At 36.6% G+C, this 18,087-nt stretch carries 10 protein-coding genes; 5 read left to right on the top strand and 5 right to left on the bottom strand.

What is annotated here, in order from left to right; all coding sequences use genetic code 11:
- A partial coding sequence (locus tag ABD935_RS08455; RefSeq protein ID WP_345191431.1) for an HYR domain-containing protein occupies positions 1 to 6,276 on the bottom strand: 6,276 nt, incomplete at its 3' end.
- Between the two features lie 475 nt (positions 6,277 to 6,751).
- On the opposite strand from ABD935_RS08455, the gene ABD935_RS08460 reads away from it, so the two are divergent.
- The 4 genes from ABD935_RS08460 to ABD935_RS08475 all read left to right on the top strand — a co-directional run bounded on the left by ABD935_RS08460 (position 6,752) and on the right by ABD935_RS08475 (position 10,941).
- Positions 6,752 to 7,240 (top strand): SixA phosphatase family protein, encoded by a 489-nt coding sequence (locus tag ABD935_RS08460; protein WP_345191432.1) that lies wholly within the window; start codon positions 6,752 to 6,754, stop codon positions 7,238 to 7,240.
- A gap of 102 nt (positions 7,241 to 7,342) precedes the next feature.
- The gene (gene ppk1, locus ABD935_RS08465) at positions 7,343 to 9,406 is read left to right on the top strand and encodes a polyphosphate kinase 1 (protein WP_345191434.1); all 2,064 of its coding nucleotides are present in this window, start codon (positions 7,343 to 7,345) and stop codon (positions 9,404 to 9,406) included.
- Positions 9,407 to 9,409: 3 nt separating this feature from the next.
- Positions 9,410 to 10,315: a Ppx/GppA phosphatase family protein gene (locus ABD935_RS08470; protein WP_345191435.1), complete on the top strand. Its 906-nt coding sequence runs from the start codon at positions 9,410 to 9,412 to the stop codon at positions 10,313 to 10,315.
- 98 nt (positions 10,316 to 10,413) lie between these two features.
- A complete protein-coding gene (locus ABD935_RS08475) occupies positions 10,414 to 10,941 on the top strand; it encodes a porin family protein (protein WP_345191437.1) in 528 nt (175 codons plus the stop codon).
- 193 nt (positions 10,942 to 11,134) lie between these two features.
- Here the strand turns inward: ABD935_RS08475 and ABD935_RS08480 are convergent, their stop codons facing one another.
- From ABD935_RS08480 to dnaX, 4 genes are all read right to left on the bottom strand, one after another.
- The gene (locus ABD935_RS08480; protein WP_345191438.1) at positions 11,135 to 12,490 is read right to left on the bottom strand and encodes a transposase; all 1,356 of its coding nucleotides are present in this window, start codon (positions 12,488 to 12,490) and stop codon (positions 11,135 to 11,137) included.
- A 166-nt stretch (positions 12,491 to 12,656) separates the two neighbouring features.
- On the bottom strand, positions 12,657 to 13,238 hold the full coding sequence (locus ABD935_RS08485; protein WP_345191439.1) for a MiaE family protein: 582 nt from the start codon (positions 13,236 to 13,238) through the stop codon (positions 12,657 to 12,659).
- Positions 13,239 to 13,241: 3 nt separating this feature from the next.
- A complete protein-coding gene (locus ABD935_RS08490) occupies positions 13,242 to 13,811 on the bottom strand; it encodes a DUF4738 domain-containing protein (RefSeq protein WP_345191440.1) in 570 nt (189 codons plus the stop codon).
- Between the two features lie 10 nt (positions 13,812 to 13,821).
- Complete coding sequence (gene dnaX, locus ABD935_RS08495; RefSeq protein WP_345191441.1) at positions 13,822 to 15,573, bottom strand: DNA polymerase III subunit gamma/tau; 1,752 nt, start codon at positions 15,571 to 15,573, stop codon at positions 13,822 to 13,824.
- A gap of 303 nt (positions 15,574 to 15,876) precedes the next feature.
- Here dnaX and ABD935_RS08500 point away from each other — a divergent pair, with 303 nt between their 5' ends.
- The gene (locus tag ABD935_RS08500; RefSeq protein WP_345191443.1) at positions 15,877 to 18,054 is read left to right on the top strand and encodes an amino acid permease; all 2,178 of its coding nucleotides are present in this window, start codon (positions 15,877 to 15,879) and stop codon (positions 18,052 to 18,054) included.
- Positions 18,055 to 18,087: the final 33 nt, after the last annotated feature.

Here is an 18,087-nt window from a genome sequence, read left to right on the forward strand (position 1 = left end):
TATTTTTTGTGTACAGGTTGCTGTGTTCCCGGAACCATCGGTCACGGTCCAAGTTACGGTCGTATCTCCTAGCGCAAAAGGCTCAGCGGCATCGTTTGTCACAGAGGCCACGCTACAGTTATCTGCTGTTGTCGGTGTGCCCAGTGCCACGCCGGAAGCGGTACATAGACCGGCATCCACGTTCACTGCCACATCTGCAGGACAGGTGATGGTCGGTTTGATGTTATCGGTCACTGTTATTTTTTGCGTACAGGTTTCTGTGTTCCCGGAACCATCGGTCACGGTCCAGGTCACGGTGGTATCGCCTAGAGCGAATGGCTCAGAGGCATCATTTGTCACAGAGGCCACGCTACAGTTATCTGCTGTGGTCGGTGTGCCCAGTGCCACGCCGGAAGCGGTACATAGACCGGCATCAACATTGACTGCAACATCTGCAGGACAGGTGATGGTCGGTTTGATGTTATCGGTCACTGTTATTGTTTGTGTACAGGTTTCTGTGTTCCCAGAGCCATCGGTCACGGTCCAAGTTACGGTCGTATCACCTAGAGCGAATGGCTCAGAGGCATCATTTGTCACAGAGGCCACGCTACAGTTATCGGCTGTTGTCGGTGTGCCCAGTGCCACGCCGGAAGCGGTACATAGACCGGCATCCACGTTCACGGCCACATCTGCAGGACAGGTGATGGTCGGTTTGATAGTATCGGTCACCGTTATTGTTTGCGTACAGGTTGCTGTGTTCCCGGAACCATCGGTCACGGTCCAGGTTACGGTCGTATCACCTAGAGCGAATGGCTCAGAAGCATCGTTTGTAACCGTAGCTACCGAACAGTTATCCGCTGTGGTCGGTGTGCCCAGTGCCACGCCGGAAGCGGTACATAGACCGGCATCCACGTTCACGGCCACATCTGCAGGACAGGTAATGGTCGGTTTGATGTTATCGGTCACTGTTATTTTTTGCGTACAGGTTTCTGTGTTCCCGGAACCATCGGTCACGGTCCAGGTCACGGTGGTATCGCCTAGAGCGAATGGCTCAGCGGCATCGTTGGTAACCGTAGCTACCGAACAGTTATCCGCTGTGGTCGGTGTTCCTAGTGCCACACTAGAAGCGGTACATAGACCGGCATCCACGTTCACTGCAACATCTGCAGGGCAGGTGATGGTCGGTTTGATAGTATCGGTCACCGTTATTTTTTGTGTACAGGTTGCTGTGTTCCCGGAACCATCGGTCACGGTCCAAGTTACGGTCGTATCTCCTAGAGCGAATGGCTCAGAGGCATCGTTGGTAACCGTAGCTACCGAACAGTTATCCGCTGTGGTCGGTGTTCCTAGGGCTACAGCCGTAGCGACACAAGTTCCAGCATCCACGTTCACTACAACATCTGCAGGACAGGTGATGGTCGGTTTGATAGTATCGGTCACTGTTATTGTTTGTGTACAGGTTGCTGTGTTCCCGGAACCATCGGTCACGGTCCAAGTTACGGTGGTATCACCTAGCGCGAATGGCTCAGAGGCATCGTTGGTCACAGAGGCTACGCTACAGTTATCCGCTGTGGTCGGTGTTCCCAGGGCTACACCTGAAGCGGTACATAGACCGGCATCCACGTTCACGGCCACATCTGCAGGACAGTTAATGGTCGGGTCAATGTTATCGGTCACTGTTATTGTTTGTGTACAGGTTTCTGTGTTCCCAGAACCATCGGTCACGGTCCAGGTCACGGTCGTATCTCCTAGAGCGAATGGCTCAGCGGCATCGTTTGTCACAGAGGCCACGCTACAGTTATCTGCTGTTGTCGGTGTGCCCAGTGCCACGCCGGAAGCGGTACATAGACCGGCATCCACGTCCACTGCAACATCTGCAGGACAGGTGATGGTCGGTTTGATGTTATCGGTCACTGTTATTTTTTGTGTACAGGTTGCTGTGTTCCCGGAACCATCGGTCACGGTCCAAGTTACGGTGGTATCACCTAGCGCGAATGGCTCAGAGGCATCGTTGGTCACAGAGGCTACGCTACAGTTATCCGCTGTGGTTGGTGTTCCCAGGGCTACACCTGAAGCGACACAAGTTCCAGCATCCACGTTCACGGCCACATCTGCAGGACAGGTAATGGTCGGTTTGATAGTATCGGTCACTGTTACAATCTGCGTACAGGTTTCTGTGTTCCCGGAACCATCGGTCACGGTCCAGGTCACGGTGGTGTCTCCCAGCGCAAAAGGCTCAGCGGCATCGTTTGTCACAGAGGCCACGCTACAGTTATCGGCTGTTGTCGGTGTGCCCAGTGCCACGCCGGAAGCGGTACATAGACCGGCATCCACGTTCACTGCCACATCTGCAGGACAGGTAATGGTCGGTTTGATAGTATCGGTCACTGTTACAATCTGCGTACAGGTTGCTGTGTTCCCGGAACCATCGGTCACGGTCCAGGTCACGGTGGTGTCTCCCAGCGCGAATGGCTCAGAAGCATCGTTTGTAACCGTAGCTACCGAACAGTTATCAGCTGTGGTCGGTGTGCCCAGTGCCACGCCAGAAGCGGTACATAGACCGGCATCCACGTCCACTGCAACATCCGCAGGACAGGTAATGGTCGGGTCAATGTTATCGGTCACTGTTATTTTTTGTGTACAGGTTGCTGTGTTCCCAGAGCCATCGGTCACGGTCCAAGTTACGGTCGTATCACCTAGAGCGAATGGCTCAGAAGCATCGTTTGTAACCGTAGCTACCGAACAGTTATCCGCTGTGGTCGGTGTGCCCAGTGCAACACCTGAAGCGGTACATAGACCGGCATCCACGTTGACTGCAACATCTGCAGGACAGGTAATGGTCGGGTCAATGTTATCGGTCACCGTTATTGTTTGCGTACAGGTTGCTGTGTTCCCAGAGCCATCGGTCACGGTCCAAGTTACGGTCGTATCACCTAGAGCGAATGGCTCAGAGGCATCATTTGTCACAGAGGCCACGCTACAGTTATCCGCTGTTGTCGGTGTGCCCAGTGCCACGCCAGAAGCGGTACATAGACCGGCATCAACATTGACTGCAACATCTGCAGGACAGGTAATGGTCGGTTTGATAGTATCGGTCACTGTTATTGTTTGCGTACAGGTTGCTGTGTTCCCGGAACCATCGGTCACGGTCCAGGTCACGGTGGTGTCTCCCAGCGCGAATGGCTCAGCGGCATCGTTTGTCACAGAGGCCACGCTACAGTTATCGGCTGTTGTCGGTGTGCCCAGTGCCACGCCGGAAGCGGTACATAGACCGGCATCCACGTCCACTGCAACATCTGCAGGACAGGTGATGGTCGGTTTGATAGTATCGGTTACTGTAAAAACTTCAAAACTATCTGAAATAGTACAACTATTTGAATCAGTAACTGTTACAGTATATGTTCCTGCTAAAAGATTTGATAAATCTTCTGAAGTTTCCGAATTACTCCATGAGTATGTGTAAGGTTGTACGCCTCCAATAACATTAATATCGATAGCTCCAGTTGCTTCACCTGAACAATTAACATTAGTCGCACTATCTAAAGAAACCTCTAATTCATCTGGTTGAGAAATAATGATATTAATAGTGTCTGAACAATCATTATCATCATTTACATAAACTGTATAATTACCAGCACTTAAATTATTGAAAACACCAGTAGTATTACTGAAATCTATATTATCTAAACTATATGTATATGGTTCAGTTCCTCCAGTTGGATCAATTGTAAATGATCCATTAGATTCACCATTACATACAATATCTTGCTTTGATGCAATCACTTCTTCAAGTGAAATATTGGTAATAGTAACATCAAAACCGCAAGTTAATTCATCTGTGCTACCATCTGGGTATGTATAGGTAGCAGTGTAAGTAACACCTGTGTTACCATCAGGAAATAAGTCTCCGGGGTTATAATTTGATGTTACAGCAAAATTAACTCCATCCAAACATGCTGTATCTAATAATACGGCATTGTAGTAAATTCGATCTACTTCAATTTTATCACTTGCATTTAAATTTGAACCATTATCATCAAAACTAAATCTTAATCTATAGGCTCCACTTGGAATTGAACTTGGAATTGTAATGGTTTGCAATCCATTTGATGAAATTCCAGTAACGGAATCTGAAAAAACAACTGTGGTATTATCAAGAACCTCCAATGTCCAATCGAAAGCGACATTTGGGACAATAAGTTCCATATTTATAGTTACTCCTGAGGTTGTATCAAAATAAGAAAGAGGCGCAGTAAAATTAACATCAGTACCATTAGATTGAAATAATCTTAAATTATTGCTGCCAATTCTTTGTACACCGCTGTATTCCCAGCAGGCATTACCACTTTCAGGTAAGTTAAATTCCACATTAAAGGAATGGTCATCACCGGGAGAAGAAGTACAACATTGATAAGAAAATTGAGGTGGTAACCATGAAAATGATGTACCAATACCTTCAGCACTACATACTGTATCAACTGCAGGAGGGCAACCATCGACAATAATTTGACATGGAATGACGTCAGGTTCGGTAACAGTAGCAGAATTGGTTGCAGTACATCCATTAACATCAGTTATGGTTACACTATAATTACCCGCAGTTAAACCTGTAATATTTTGATATGTTGAGCCATTATTCCATATATAGGTATATGGAGCAGTACCGCCATTTACAGATAAATAAACAGCTCCCGTATTATCTCCATTACACAAAACATCATCTATAGTTCTAGTTGATGATATTTCCTGCGATGGTTGATTGATAATATAATCTTGAGTAATTGTACAACCGTTATAATCAGTTATTGTAACCTTATAGTTTCCGGCAATAACATTATTTAAATCTTCAGTTATATCACCATTGTTCCATGAATAAACATAAGGTGCTTTACCGCCTGATAATGTAATATCGATAGCTCCTGTTACATCTGTTCTACATGGCACATCTGTTACAGTTCCCGTAAGTTCTAAATTATCTAAAATTATTGGATTACTAGAGTTATAATTAAGACAACTGTTAAAAATATTGGTAACAGCCAAATTATAGCTTCCTTCAGGTAATGCATTAAAGTTTGGTGACGCCTGAAATGTACTTCCATTATCTATAGAATATTCATATTCTGCACCCAAAGGACTCGTAACAGTAATTGTGAAATCATCATTAGTAGATCCACAAGCAACTGTGAAATCTGGTTCAGGAGGTAAATCAGCATATGATAAAGTTACTGTGGCCTGATCACAGACAGCAGTATTTGGAGCTGGTAAGCATACTTCATAATCAAATGTTACATCACCAGTAAAATTTGTAGCAGGTACATAGGTATAGGTGCCGTCCGTGTTAAATGTAAATGATTGACCTGCAGGTGTTGGACCTGAGGTTAATGTGTAAGTTGAATTAGCAGGAACGTTATTGGTTTCATTAAGGCTACCATTATATGTTCCATTAATACATTCCGTATTCTGTTGGTCTACGGCATATTTTTGTAATATAAATATCTTTCCATCACCATGATCAGTTGTTGATGCATTAAATTCTATTCTCGAGATTTTTGAACCTGTTGGAACAATATCACTCAGATAAAATAACGCTATGCCAATGGTACCATTATTTTCAACAACGCGTTCTGTTTTCCAATAGTCAGAATTTGCATTTGGTGCTTGATTCGGGAAAAATTTCGGACCCCATTGTGTAGAAGTAGGTCTTACAAATGTTTCTCCTAATTGTTGTTCTGGTCCACCTGCTAGAGGTGTTCCATATATAGCAATATGAAAACAGTTATTTGCATTACGTTCAGTAACAGCTAACACCCCGCCATCATTTGATGGAATTGCAGGGTTGTAAAATATACTTTGTTTTTGAGCGTCTGTTGTTGCTACTGCACTAAAATTTGAACAAATATTTCGACCATTTAGATTTGATGTGAAATAATGATTAATATTTTTATCCTGAAAAGCCGATAGAGCAAAAGTGTTCCAATTGGCTACATTACTAGAATTTGCAAGAGTTGTTCCGTTTTCTAAAATTGTATTTTGGCTATGGCCATCTGGTCCCAATCTTGTCATTTCATAACTGGAAGGAACAACAAAAGTATTGTAAACAACTCCATTGATGGTAACCGAAGCAATTGTAGCTGGGTCATTAGTGTTACTTTGTGTATCGGACCACTGAAACGTTACACCAGTTTGTATAGATGGAGACTGCTGTGCAATCAACAGACTAGGTAAAACAATAAAAAAGACTAAAAATATAGCTTTTGTTATGTTTATGGCAGAAATATAATTGTAATTATTTCTCATATCATTATGTATAATAACTTATAGAATCTATAATGTTGATTAATAACAAACGTTTTAATACCAAGGGTTTATCTTTTGGAGTTAAAATGTTTGTTATTCAATAACACCTTTGTTTTTTACTAAAAAAGAGGGAAATATTATTAACTTGAATGTAATAATGGATAGATTAATATATTTTTGATTTGGGGTCATACTTGTTATTTATTTAGTAGGTTATTCTTAGTAGGTAAAAGCAAAAAACGTTATATGAGATTATTAAATCAAATAAACGAGTTAATACGCTTATAAATTCGACTAAATGATATTTACCTAGTTTTCAACGGTATTATAATTTGTTTCATCGACTTAAAATATTTATTATGCACTAGTTTTGTGTTCTTTTTAATATTTACCATTACTTTTATAGAGCAAATAAAATCCTTTTTATCGAATAAAACAACTTTTTATCGATAAAAAATGCGTTTAATCGATATTTATGAAAAAAATAATTATAGTTAGACATGCCAAATCATCATGGGAGCATAATGTAACTGACCATGAAAGACCTCTAAATGACAGGGGATACAGTGATGCAAATCTAGTTTCAAGCCATTTTAAGGATAACAGCTTAAATATTGATTTTGTTATATCTAGCGATGCCATGCGAACAAAAACAACAGCGAATATTTTTATTTCAAATTTAAATATTGACAAAAACATCTTTCGTTTAAACCACGATTTATATGATTTTTCAGGAAGCAATCTTGTTGAAGTTGTCAAGAGATGTGAAGATTCAATCGATAATTTAATGGTTTTTGGTCATAACCATGCTATTACAGCTTTTGTTAATACTTACGGAGATAGTTATATTGATAATGTACCAACATGCGGTGTTGTTATTATAGCATTTGATATTAAAAGCTGGAACAACTTAAAATCCGGTAGCACCATTAAAACTTTATTTCCTAGAGATTTAAAGTCATAGTTCATAAATTCAAAAATCAGCAATGTCATATCTTTTTTTTGCAGTATAATTTAGCTTAAATAGAATATATTTGTTTTTCAATTAAAATTTAAAGAAATCTAAATGACCAAGACGGAAATCCCAAAGAATAATTATGTAAACAGAGAGATAAGTTGGTTACAATTTAATGCAAGAGTTTTACAGGAAGCTGCCGATGAAACTGTTCCTTTAATAGAAAGATTACGCTTTTTAGGTATCTTTTCAAATAATTTAGACGAATTTTTTAAAGTAAGATATGCCACGGTAAAGCGCATTGTAGAAGCAGGAAAAGATGGAAAAAATCAGCTTGGAGGCATTAAGGCCAAGGAATTACTTGAGATAATCACCCAAATTGTTATTAAGCAACAAAGTGAGAGTTTAGCAATTCTAGAAACCATACATAAAAGGCTAGAAGATCAGGATATTTATATTATTAATGAAAAGCAGATTGATGATGCACAGCATGATTTTATAAGGAATTACTTTATAAGAACTGTAAGCCCAGCGTTAGTTACCATTATCCTTAACGATGCTGTAGTACTTCCTAATTTAAAAGATAGCGGCGCATATTTAGCAGTGAGAATGCTAATGCCAGAGGATAATAAACAGTTTGCATTAATTGAGATACCTAAATCTATTGATAGATTTGTTGAATTGCCAAAACAAAATGGCAAGAGTTTTATAATAATGATTGATGATTTGTTGCGCCATTGTTTAAGTGATATTTTTAATATTTTTGATTATAAGAGTATTTCAGCACACATGATTAAAATAACTAGAGATGGTGAATTGGATTTTGAAAGTGATTTAAGTAAAAGTTTTATTGATAAAATATCAGATAGTGTAAAACACAGAGAAGTAGGGGAGCCGGTCAGGTTTGTATATGATAAAACCATACACAAAGAAACCCTTGAATACCTCATGTCTAAAATGGGGATTGATGACACAGATAGTATCATTCCTGGTGGTAGATACCATAACCGAAGAGATTATATGGGGTTTCCAAGTCTAGGCAGAACGGATCTTTTGTATGATAAGATAGAAGCTCTACCAATAAAAGGACTTAGTTTGCAGGACAGTATTTTTAAAGCTATTGCTAAAAAAGATTATTTACTTCATGCGCCATATCAGACTTTTTCTTATGTCGTTAAATTTTTAAGAGAAGCTGCTCTAGACCCAAAAGTTAAGACTATAAAAATCACAATTTATCGTCTTGCAGAAATTTCACATATAGCAAGTTCATTGATAAATGCGGCTATTAATGGTAAATCAGTTACAGTTTCTATAGAGCTTCGAGCTCGGTTTGATGAACAAGCCAATATTGATTATGCAGAGCAGATGGAAGACCAAGGTGTCAATCTGGTTTTTGGTGTTGCAGGTCTTAAAGTACATAGTAAAATGTGTGTTATTGAGCGTGAGGAGGATAAAAAACTAAAGCGCTATGGTTTTATAAGCACAGGAAATTTTAATGAATCTACAGCAAAAATCTATACCGATTATACGTTGTTTACCTCTAATCAAAAAATACTAAAAGAAATTAATAAAATTTTCAGCTTCTTTGAAACCAATTATAAAATTTACACCTATAAGCACTTAATTGTATCACCCCATTACACGCAAATAGCTGTTTTTAAGTTAATTGATAAAGAAATAGAACGCGTTAATAATGGTGAGGAAGGACTTATTAGGTTGAAAATGAATAGTATATCCAGTTATACTATGATTGATAAACTTTACGAAGCAAGTAGAGCAGGAGTAAAAGTACAAATGATTGTAAGAGGTATTTGTTGCTTGATTCCTGGTGTAAAAGGCATGAGCGAAAATATTGAAGTCATTAGTGTAGTAGATAAATTTTTAGAGCACTCAAGAATTTATATTTTTGGTAATAATGGCGATTCGAAATTATATATATCTTCAGCAGATTGGATGACGAGGAATATTTTTAATAGAGTAGAAGTTAGTTGCCCAATTTATGATGAAGCTATTAAGAAAGAAATTATCGATACTTTTAACATCAGTTGGAGCGATAATGTTAAAGCTAGAGTATTAAACGATTCTCAAGAAAATGAATATAGAAGCAATAATCTAGAAAAAGTACGCTCTCAGTTTGCTGTTTATGATTATTATTTAAAAAAATTAGAAAACTAGTATATGCTATCAATAAAAAAATATGCAGCCATAGATATTGGTTCCAATGCGGTAAGATTATTAATTTCTAATATTATTGAACAAAAAGGAAGACCTGTTCAATTTAAAAAAAATTCGTTGGTTCGTGTGCCCATTCGTTTGGGTGCCGATGTGTTTATAAAAAATAAAATTTCTAAAGAAAACACACAGCGTATTTTAGACACCATGCAGGCATTTCAATTACTAATGAAATCGCATAAAGTAGCTAAATATAAAGCTTGTGCTACATCAGCAATGCGAGAATCTGCTAATGGTAAGCAAATCGTTAATTTAGTTTTAGAACATTCAGGAATAAGTATAGATGTTATTGAAGGTGAAGAGGAGGCCGCTATAATTGCCGCTACCGATTTAAATAAATATATAGACCCCAATAAAACGTATTTGTATGTTGATGTTGGTGGAGGTAGTACAGAGTTTACCGTTATACACCGAGGAAATCAAGTAGCATCTAGGTCTTTTAAAATAGGTACTGTAAGATTGCTTAATGATATGGTTAAAAAAGAGGCATGGCAAGAGTTGCAGGAATGGATAGGGATCAACGCCAAACATTTTCATAAAATTGAGGTTATAGGTTCAGGAGGAAACATTAATAAGATATTTAAAATTTCTGGAAAATCGATGGGTAAACCGCTTTCGTACTTTTACATGACATCCTATTATAACTTGCTTCAGAGTTACTCTTACGAAGAACGTATTACAGAATTGGATTTAAACCAAGATAGGGCAGATGTTATTATTCCCGCCATGCGTATTTACCTTTCTGCCATGAAATGGAGCGGCTCTAAAAATATTTATGTGCCAAAAATTGGATTGGCGGACGGCATAATAAAAAGTATCTATTACGATACGGTTTCTAGCAATACACAGTAAAATTCTGCATTTTACCCTTTATAATTGTAAAATTTTAATTTTATAATATATATTCGTCCCATATAATTGCTAATAATTATATCCCAAACCTATTAATTATGAAGAAAATATTACTATTAACGGTACTACTTAACTTATCATTTTACGGATTTTCTCAAGACGTAAAATATGGTGTTAGAGGGGGTTATACGATTTCGCATATAGATTTTGATGGTACTCCTACCATGGATAACAAACACCGAAACAGTATGTATATTGGTTTCTTGATGAACATTAGTTTGTCTAAAACCTTAGCAGTAATGCCAGAATTACAGTTTTCTGGTGAAGGAGCTAAAGCAGAATCTCTACAATTAGACTATATTCAATTACCTATTTTGTTAAAATATAAAATTGGTAAAAAATTCCATGCCGGTATTGGTCCACAAATAGGGTTGAAAGTTCATAAATATGAAGATGGCATTAGGAACTTAGCATATTCTGCAGTGACTGGAGTTGAATATAGAATAAATTATGCATTGTTTGCCGATGTTAGGTATAACTACGGTATCAGTAATATTTTTGATGAAAAACTAGGCATTACAGCAAAGAATAGAAATATTCAATTAGGGGTTGGTTATAAATTCTAATCCATTTTATGCTTGAACTTCTTAATGAAGGCGCATTCAGAATTTAAGGCATTATAAAATAATCGATAAAAAAATCCAAGATTTAATTCATTTTTAAGTTTTGGATTTTCTTTTTTCAAGTTTTTGAGTCAAAAAATGGTTTTTCACTAAGAAGCTGGCATACTTATCCCATGAAGTTTATAATCATCTAAATCTATGCTGCTATTTGGTTTTGATTGTTTTGTATTCGTCTACCTATTTCCAAAGCATTGGCGGTATGTATACCAAAAAAGATCCATAGTTTTTCAGTAGCTTTAGTTTTGGCTTTTATCTTTTTAAGATGATAATGCTCTTTTTCTTTTCCAAAACTACCTTCAAGCCTAGTAGCTCGTTCTTTGGTAATTAGCGCTTTAAGTTTCTTTTCTTGCCCGTAATTTTTAGGAAGTTTTCCTTTGCGTTTGAAGTCGGTTCTGATATTGTTTTTAGTTACAAAATTGCGATTCTTATTGGTGGCATAAATGGCATCAGCTCCTACTATTTTCGTTTTTACTTTTGTGAGTGATTGCGCTTTGTAAATGGTGCTCTTTAATCTTGTGCCTTCATTAAAAGCATTAAAACTCAGATGTTCTATAAAGTTAATACCCTCTATTTGTAGCTTGTTTACTTTTGCTCCAAACTCAACAGGTTTAACTTCTTTTCCCCTCACTATTGGTCTAAGGTAATCTTTGGCCATACTCACGATCCTGTTTTTTGGTGATACGCCTGTTTCAAAGTATTGTTTTTGCTGCCCATATACTTTTTTGATAGTAGCGACCCGTCTAAAATAAGCGACACTAAATTCAATTTTATAAGAGCTGCGGAGTTCTTTTTCAAAACCTATAAGTTTGTTCAACAGGTGCAATAATGCTCTTGTAAGAGGCTTTCGTTTTTTATTGGTCTTTCTGCGCATTTTACTAAATCCATGATAGCGTTTCTTCCATTTTATATACTTGGTGCGCATCATTTTCAAACCTAAAATCTTGCAGTTTTTTCTTAATTGCCCGTATAGCCAATCTACAGCTTCCCATAGCAGTTTTTGGGGTGTGGGATAACGGAGCTCGCTCTCATAACAGGTAGCATCAACTGTAATTTGATTTTTACTTTCTATATGGGACTGCCAATGATTATAAAGCACCTTTTCCAAGGTGTCAATCTGGAGTTTTTCTGCCAGTTCACAGCGTATTTGGCTCACTATCTTAAAATTGGTAAGTCTAGAAAAACCTAAATGGATATCACAAAAAAACTGATAGTCAATATTACTGTTGAGCTGTTCTAGCAACTTCCTGTCGGAACAACACGTATAATGCTTTAAAAACATGAGAGCAATTCTTCCTTTTGGACTAAATAGCATTTTTGAACCAGGTGCCTTTTCTTTAACTTTAAAGGTCGCAACTAAAGATTCCCATGGAATAGCAGTATAGATCTTCCCTAGGTCGCTCTGTAAAAAACGGGCATAATAGGCATCAAAATTTTCAGTAGCAGATAAAAATGAAAATTCGTGCTGGAATTCACTAATTCTTTGTAATTTCATAATTGTAGAAACAAGAAAACCCCGTTTTTGGCTCTAAATAGCCTTTTTCGGGGTTTTTATTTACTTCAATTTACTAAGAAATCTTCTATTTTGCAAGGGCTTTAACTTATTCTGAATGTGCCAATGAAGCTTTCAGAAGCAATACATTTTCAATACATAAATTGGTTCAACCGTGAATGGCCTCTGTTGTTCCTAGATTACTTATAATTTTACTTTCATATTCAAGAAGTTGTTGCCATTTGGTGTCAACTTCTTTTTTTTCTCCATATTGTCTAGCAAATCCTAAAAACATGGTGTAATGATTGGCTTCGCTTACCATAAGGTTTCTGTAAAACTCCGCTAATTCTTTATCTTCTAACTCTTCAGAAAGCAATCTAAAACGCTCACAACTTCTTGCTTCTATTAATGCGGCATATAATAATCTGTGTACTAATTGTGTGGTTCTGCTACCGCCTTTTGGGAAGAATTTTAAAAGTTGAATAACATAATCATCACGTCTATCCCGTCCTAAAACCCAGCCACGAGCAATAATTTTATCATGTACCATTTTAAAATGACTAATTTCTTCTTTCACTAAAGCGATCATTTCTTGAACTAAGTCCGTGTATTCAGGAAAACTTACAATTAGTGAAATAGCAGTACTCGTTGCTTTCTGCTCACAAAAGGCATGGTCTGTCAATATTTCTTCTATATTTTTTTCAACGATATTAACCCAACGCGGGTCTGTTGGAAGTTTTAGTCCTAGCATGGTTTATATGATTTTTGTAGAAAGATTGCTCTCTTTAATTTGAATGCTGCCGTATTCATCCATTTTTAAAATAAAATCTTTATACGATTCTGTATTTGGAATATGGAACGATGTGTTTAAGTATAATTTATTTTTAGTAGAAGCTTCATGATCTATCCAAATATATTGCATAATAGCATTTGTCCAAAACGAAGTGTTTTCAAATTCATTGAAGAGCACTTTACTAATACTACTTTTGTTAATGGTCTTACCGTTTTTTAAAACTTCAAGTTTAGCTTCAAAATTTTTGTAATGTACTTTTGTAATGGTATCATTTTTAGTTTTAACAGTTTTTAAAATGGAATTGTTTTCAACTGAATGGTACTTTATTTTAACTTGAAAACCGTTACTCAAAATGGTGTCTGTTTCAATCTTGATAGATCGCTCAGGAACAAATTTAATCTGTTGACTAAACGCATTTAAAAGATGGCTTTCATGTAAAACTTCGGCATTGGTTTTATATACCCTATCTCTTCCGTCACAACTTGTTAATGCGATTGTTGATGCTAAAATTAATATAAGTAACTTGTTCATATAAAAGGTTTTAGAAATCTAAATCAAAAGTTCTTCTTAAAGTGTCCATATTGGGATTTTTCTCCAGTAGTTTTTCGAATTTATCTTGAGCTGTATAGGCATATTTTTTTTCCATAATTTCGTTTACAGAAATAGATAAACTAATATCAAAGTTATTTAAAGTCTTTCTAATAAATGCTAAAAGGGGATATTGTTGGCGTTCAACTTCCACTTTGTTAGTAGCATTAGGGAACTCCAAATGAATCGTAGTGTCTTTTACTTTTGGTGTGTCTATAGATAAAATAGAGGCTAAATTATGTTTGCCCTCTTGCCGAAGTTTCTCAATAAAAGTATTCCAAACGGTTAAGAGTTCTTTTTCTGTAAAAGTGTCTTTTGGTAAATTTTCTTCATCAATTACAACATCTATTTGTTTAATTAGGTGTTCCTTTTTCGCCCTTATGCTACTTAATGAAAGCCCAGATGTGCGTTTAGTTTCCTGCTTTAAAATAATTTTTGCAGGTTTTTTAACTTGAAATGATTCTACAATTTTTGAATTTGGTACTGAAGTTTCAGGTTTATCCACTTTAATTCCACTAACTGTGGACGAAGTATGTACAGAAGTGCCAATATTTTTTTGTTCTGTAACTTTAACAGGAATAGGGGTGATGCCTTTCTTTTTAAAGTAAGATGCTGGAATTATGTAATGTTTGCTATTTTTTTTTTCTCCATCAAAAGTGATAGAGGCAAGCTGCATGATACATAATTCAACGAGTAGGCGTTGGTTTTTACTGGTTTTGTATTTAAGGTCGCAATCATTTGCTAAATTAATACCCTGCATTAAGAATTCTTGCGAAGCCTTTTTGGCTTGTTCTAAGTATTTGGTTTTGGTCTGATCTCCAACTTCTAATAGTGCTATGGTTTCTGGTGTTTTGCTGACTAACAAATCTCTAAAATGTGATGCTAGACCAGCAATATAATGGTGGCCATCAAAGCCTTTAGACAATGTATTATTGAATTGAAGCAGTAATTCTGGAATCTTATTTTCTAAAATAAGGTCTGTACTTGTAAAATAGGTTTCGTAATCAAGAACATTCAGGTTTTCTGTAACCGCCTGTCTCGTTAAGTTTTTACCAGAAAAACTAACCACTCTATCAAAAATAGAAAGGGCATCACGCATAGCACCATCAGCTTTTTGAGCAATAATGTGTAAGGCATCATCTTCGGCAGTTATACCTTGTTCTCCTGCTATATATACCAAATATGACTTAGCATCTTTTACTGTAATACGCTTAAAATCAAAAATTTGACAACGCGATAATATAGTTGGGATTATTTTATGCTTCTCGGTAGTTGCTAAAATAAAAATACAATGTTTTGGAGGCTCTTCTAAAGTCTTTAAAAACGCATTAAAAGCCGCTTGAGATAACATGTGCACCTCATCAATAATATACACTTTGTATTTTCCAACTTGTGGTGGGATTCTAACTTGATCCGTTAAACTTCTAATATCATCAACAGAGTTGTTAGAAGCCGCATCGAGTTCAAAGATGTTAAAAGCAAAATCTTCATCGCCGGTTTCAGAACCATCGCTATTAATCATTTTAGCCAAAATACGGGCGCATGTTGTTTTTCCAACACCACGAGGGCCTGTAAACAATAAGGCTTGTGCTAAGTGATTGTTTTCAATAGCATTCAATAAGGTGTTTGTAATAGCTTGTTGACCTACAACGTCTTTAAACGTTTGTGGTCTGTATTTTCTAGCCGATACTACAAAGTGTTCCAATTTTGATAAATTTAGTTCTGCATCTTATTGATGCTTTTTGAATTGAAAACAAAGTTAAAAATTCAATTCTGAATTTAGAATTCTGAACTTATAATTTAATAGGAGTTATTAACAAATTTAAACTGTTGATAATGAGGTGTTTTTTTTATTGATTTTGTGAGAAAAAATGCCGAACTTCGTTTAACAACCGGTAAAGTTCACTTTTCTGAACTTGTTTCAGTATTGAAGCCGAACTATATCTTTCACTATATGTAAGCTGAAACAAGCAACTAGAATTCAATAATTGCACAAAATGTTTGAAAAATGAGTAAGAAAACTTTCGGAACGCTTGCTGGGGTTTTTACACCAACTACCTTAACCATACTTGGTGTAATCATGTACATTCGCCAACCATGGGTTGTAGGTAATGCTGGTATTGTTGGTGCGTTAGCCATTTTATTAATTTCAGTTGCCATTACATTAACTACAGCATTAAGTTTATCTTCAATTACTACCAATGTTCGCATTGGTGCAGGTGGTGCTTTTAGCATCATCTCAAAATCTTTAGGTTTGGAAATTGGAGGAGCTATTGGCATCCCGTTTTATATAGCTCAAGCCTTGGCTGTGGCCATGTATGTTTTTGGGTTTAGGGAAGGATTAATCTCCATATTCCCATATTTTAATCCTTTATTACTTGATATCCTTATTTTTTCAGTGGTAATGACCATTGCATTTATAAGCACAAGTTTTGCTTTTAAAATTCAATACGTCATACTTGGCATTATTGTTTTGTCTTTAATATCCATCTATGGAGCTCTTTTTGTAAACGATTTAAATTACGATTTCCAGTTGTTTGGTAAATATCCAGGGTCTATAGAAAATAATTTTAGCGGAACATCCTTTTGGGTTGTCTTTGCCGTTTTTTTTCCAGCAGTAACTGGGGTTATGGCTGGTGCTAATATGTCTGGCGACCTCACGAGTCCAAGAAAAAGTATCCCTAAAGGAACAATTTCGGCAGTAATTTTAACAACATTTATTTACATTAGTTTAATATTTGTGGCTTCACTTTTGGCAACACCTGCAGAAATGGCATCAAACTATAATTTGTTTATAGATAAAGCGCTTTATAGTCCTATTGTTCTTGCTGGTTTATTGGGTGCAACACTGTCATCAGCTTTAGGCTCTTTTATTGGTGCTCCGCGAATTATGCTTGCGTTGGCCGAAAAGGAAATTTTGCCAAAAAGTAAGGAGCTTGCAAAAACATCAAAAAAGGGTGAGCCTATCAATTCTATGCTAATAACTGCTGTTGTTGTGTTTGTAGGAATCTCATTACGGGATTTAAACACAATAGCCCCCATTCTTACTATGTTTTTCATGATTACCTATGCCATGGTAAATATTGTTGTTCTTGTGGAACAATCCTTGAGCCTGCCAAGTTATAGACCTACATTAAAAGTACCGTTAATAGTTCCTGCTTTGGGTGCTTTTGGATCCATTGCCATCATGTTTGTTATTAATGTTATTGTTGCATTAACATCGCTCATATTAATTTTTCTATTTTACTTCTATTTGGTTAATTTAAAACTGAAACCAGAGGCAGGTGATTCCCGAAGTGGTCTTTTTACGGCACTTGCTGAATGGGCTACAAAAAAATCCAGTAATCTAAGTCCTCAAAAGGAAGTTAGATCATGGCGTCCTGATCTTTTAATACCAATGACCATGCCGAAGGAAATTAGAAGTTCTTACAAACTAATTCATTCCATTATTCATCCTAATGGGTCTATTAAAATACTATCGTTGTTTAATGAAAATCCAGAAGAACAGAAAAACATAGAGTTGTTTTTGAAAAATGCTTCGCAGAAATATAATGAAAGTGGTATTTCTGTTTCTTATGCATTTGTTGAAAACAGAGAACTCAATACGACTATCAATATTAGTATGCAATCGCTTAACGCTGCTTTTTTTAAGCCCAATATTATTTTTGTAAGTGTTGACACTGGAAATGCTAACCTGGATTTTTATGATAAACTAATAGCTGATGTTAAAAGGAATAATTTTGGAATGATTATGTATATTCCGTTCTCTACAGCAAGTTTAGCCATTGAAAAAAACATAAATCTCTGGTTAACAAATGTTCCAGCTAATTGGAAAGAAACTTTTAATATTGGAAATAATGATTTAGCAACACTTTTATCGCTTCTAATTTGCAAGAACTGGAAAGGCGAAATTGACGCCATTATTGTTGATGATAATCCGAATTCAAAATTCTCGAAAACAGATATTGAGGATATTAAAACGATGATTAGATTTCCTAAGAAAACCAACATTAGTGTTAAGGATGGGGGGCTTTTGAGCAACGTAAAAAAATATAGAAATGCTGATGTTAATATATTTAGTGCTGATGCTGATATGTCTACCGCAGACATGATTATTATGGTAAACGAGTCGCGAATATCTGGTATTTTCTGTATAGATTCTAATTTGGAGAATGTTTTAGTATAGTACTATCATTAAAGAATAATTAAAGTGTGTATA

The sequence above is a fragment of the Algibacter agarivorans genome (assembly GCF_039543245.1).
Lineage (GTDB): Bacteria > Bacteroidota > Bacteroidia > Flavobacteriales > Flavobacteriaceae > Algibacter_G > Algibacter_G agarivorans.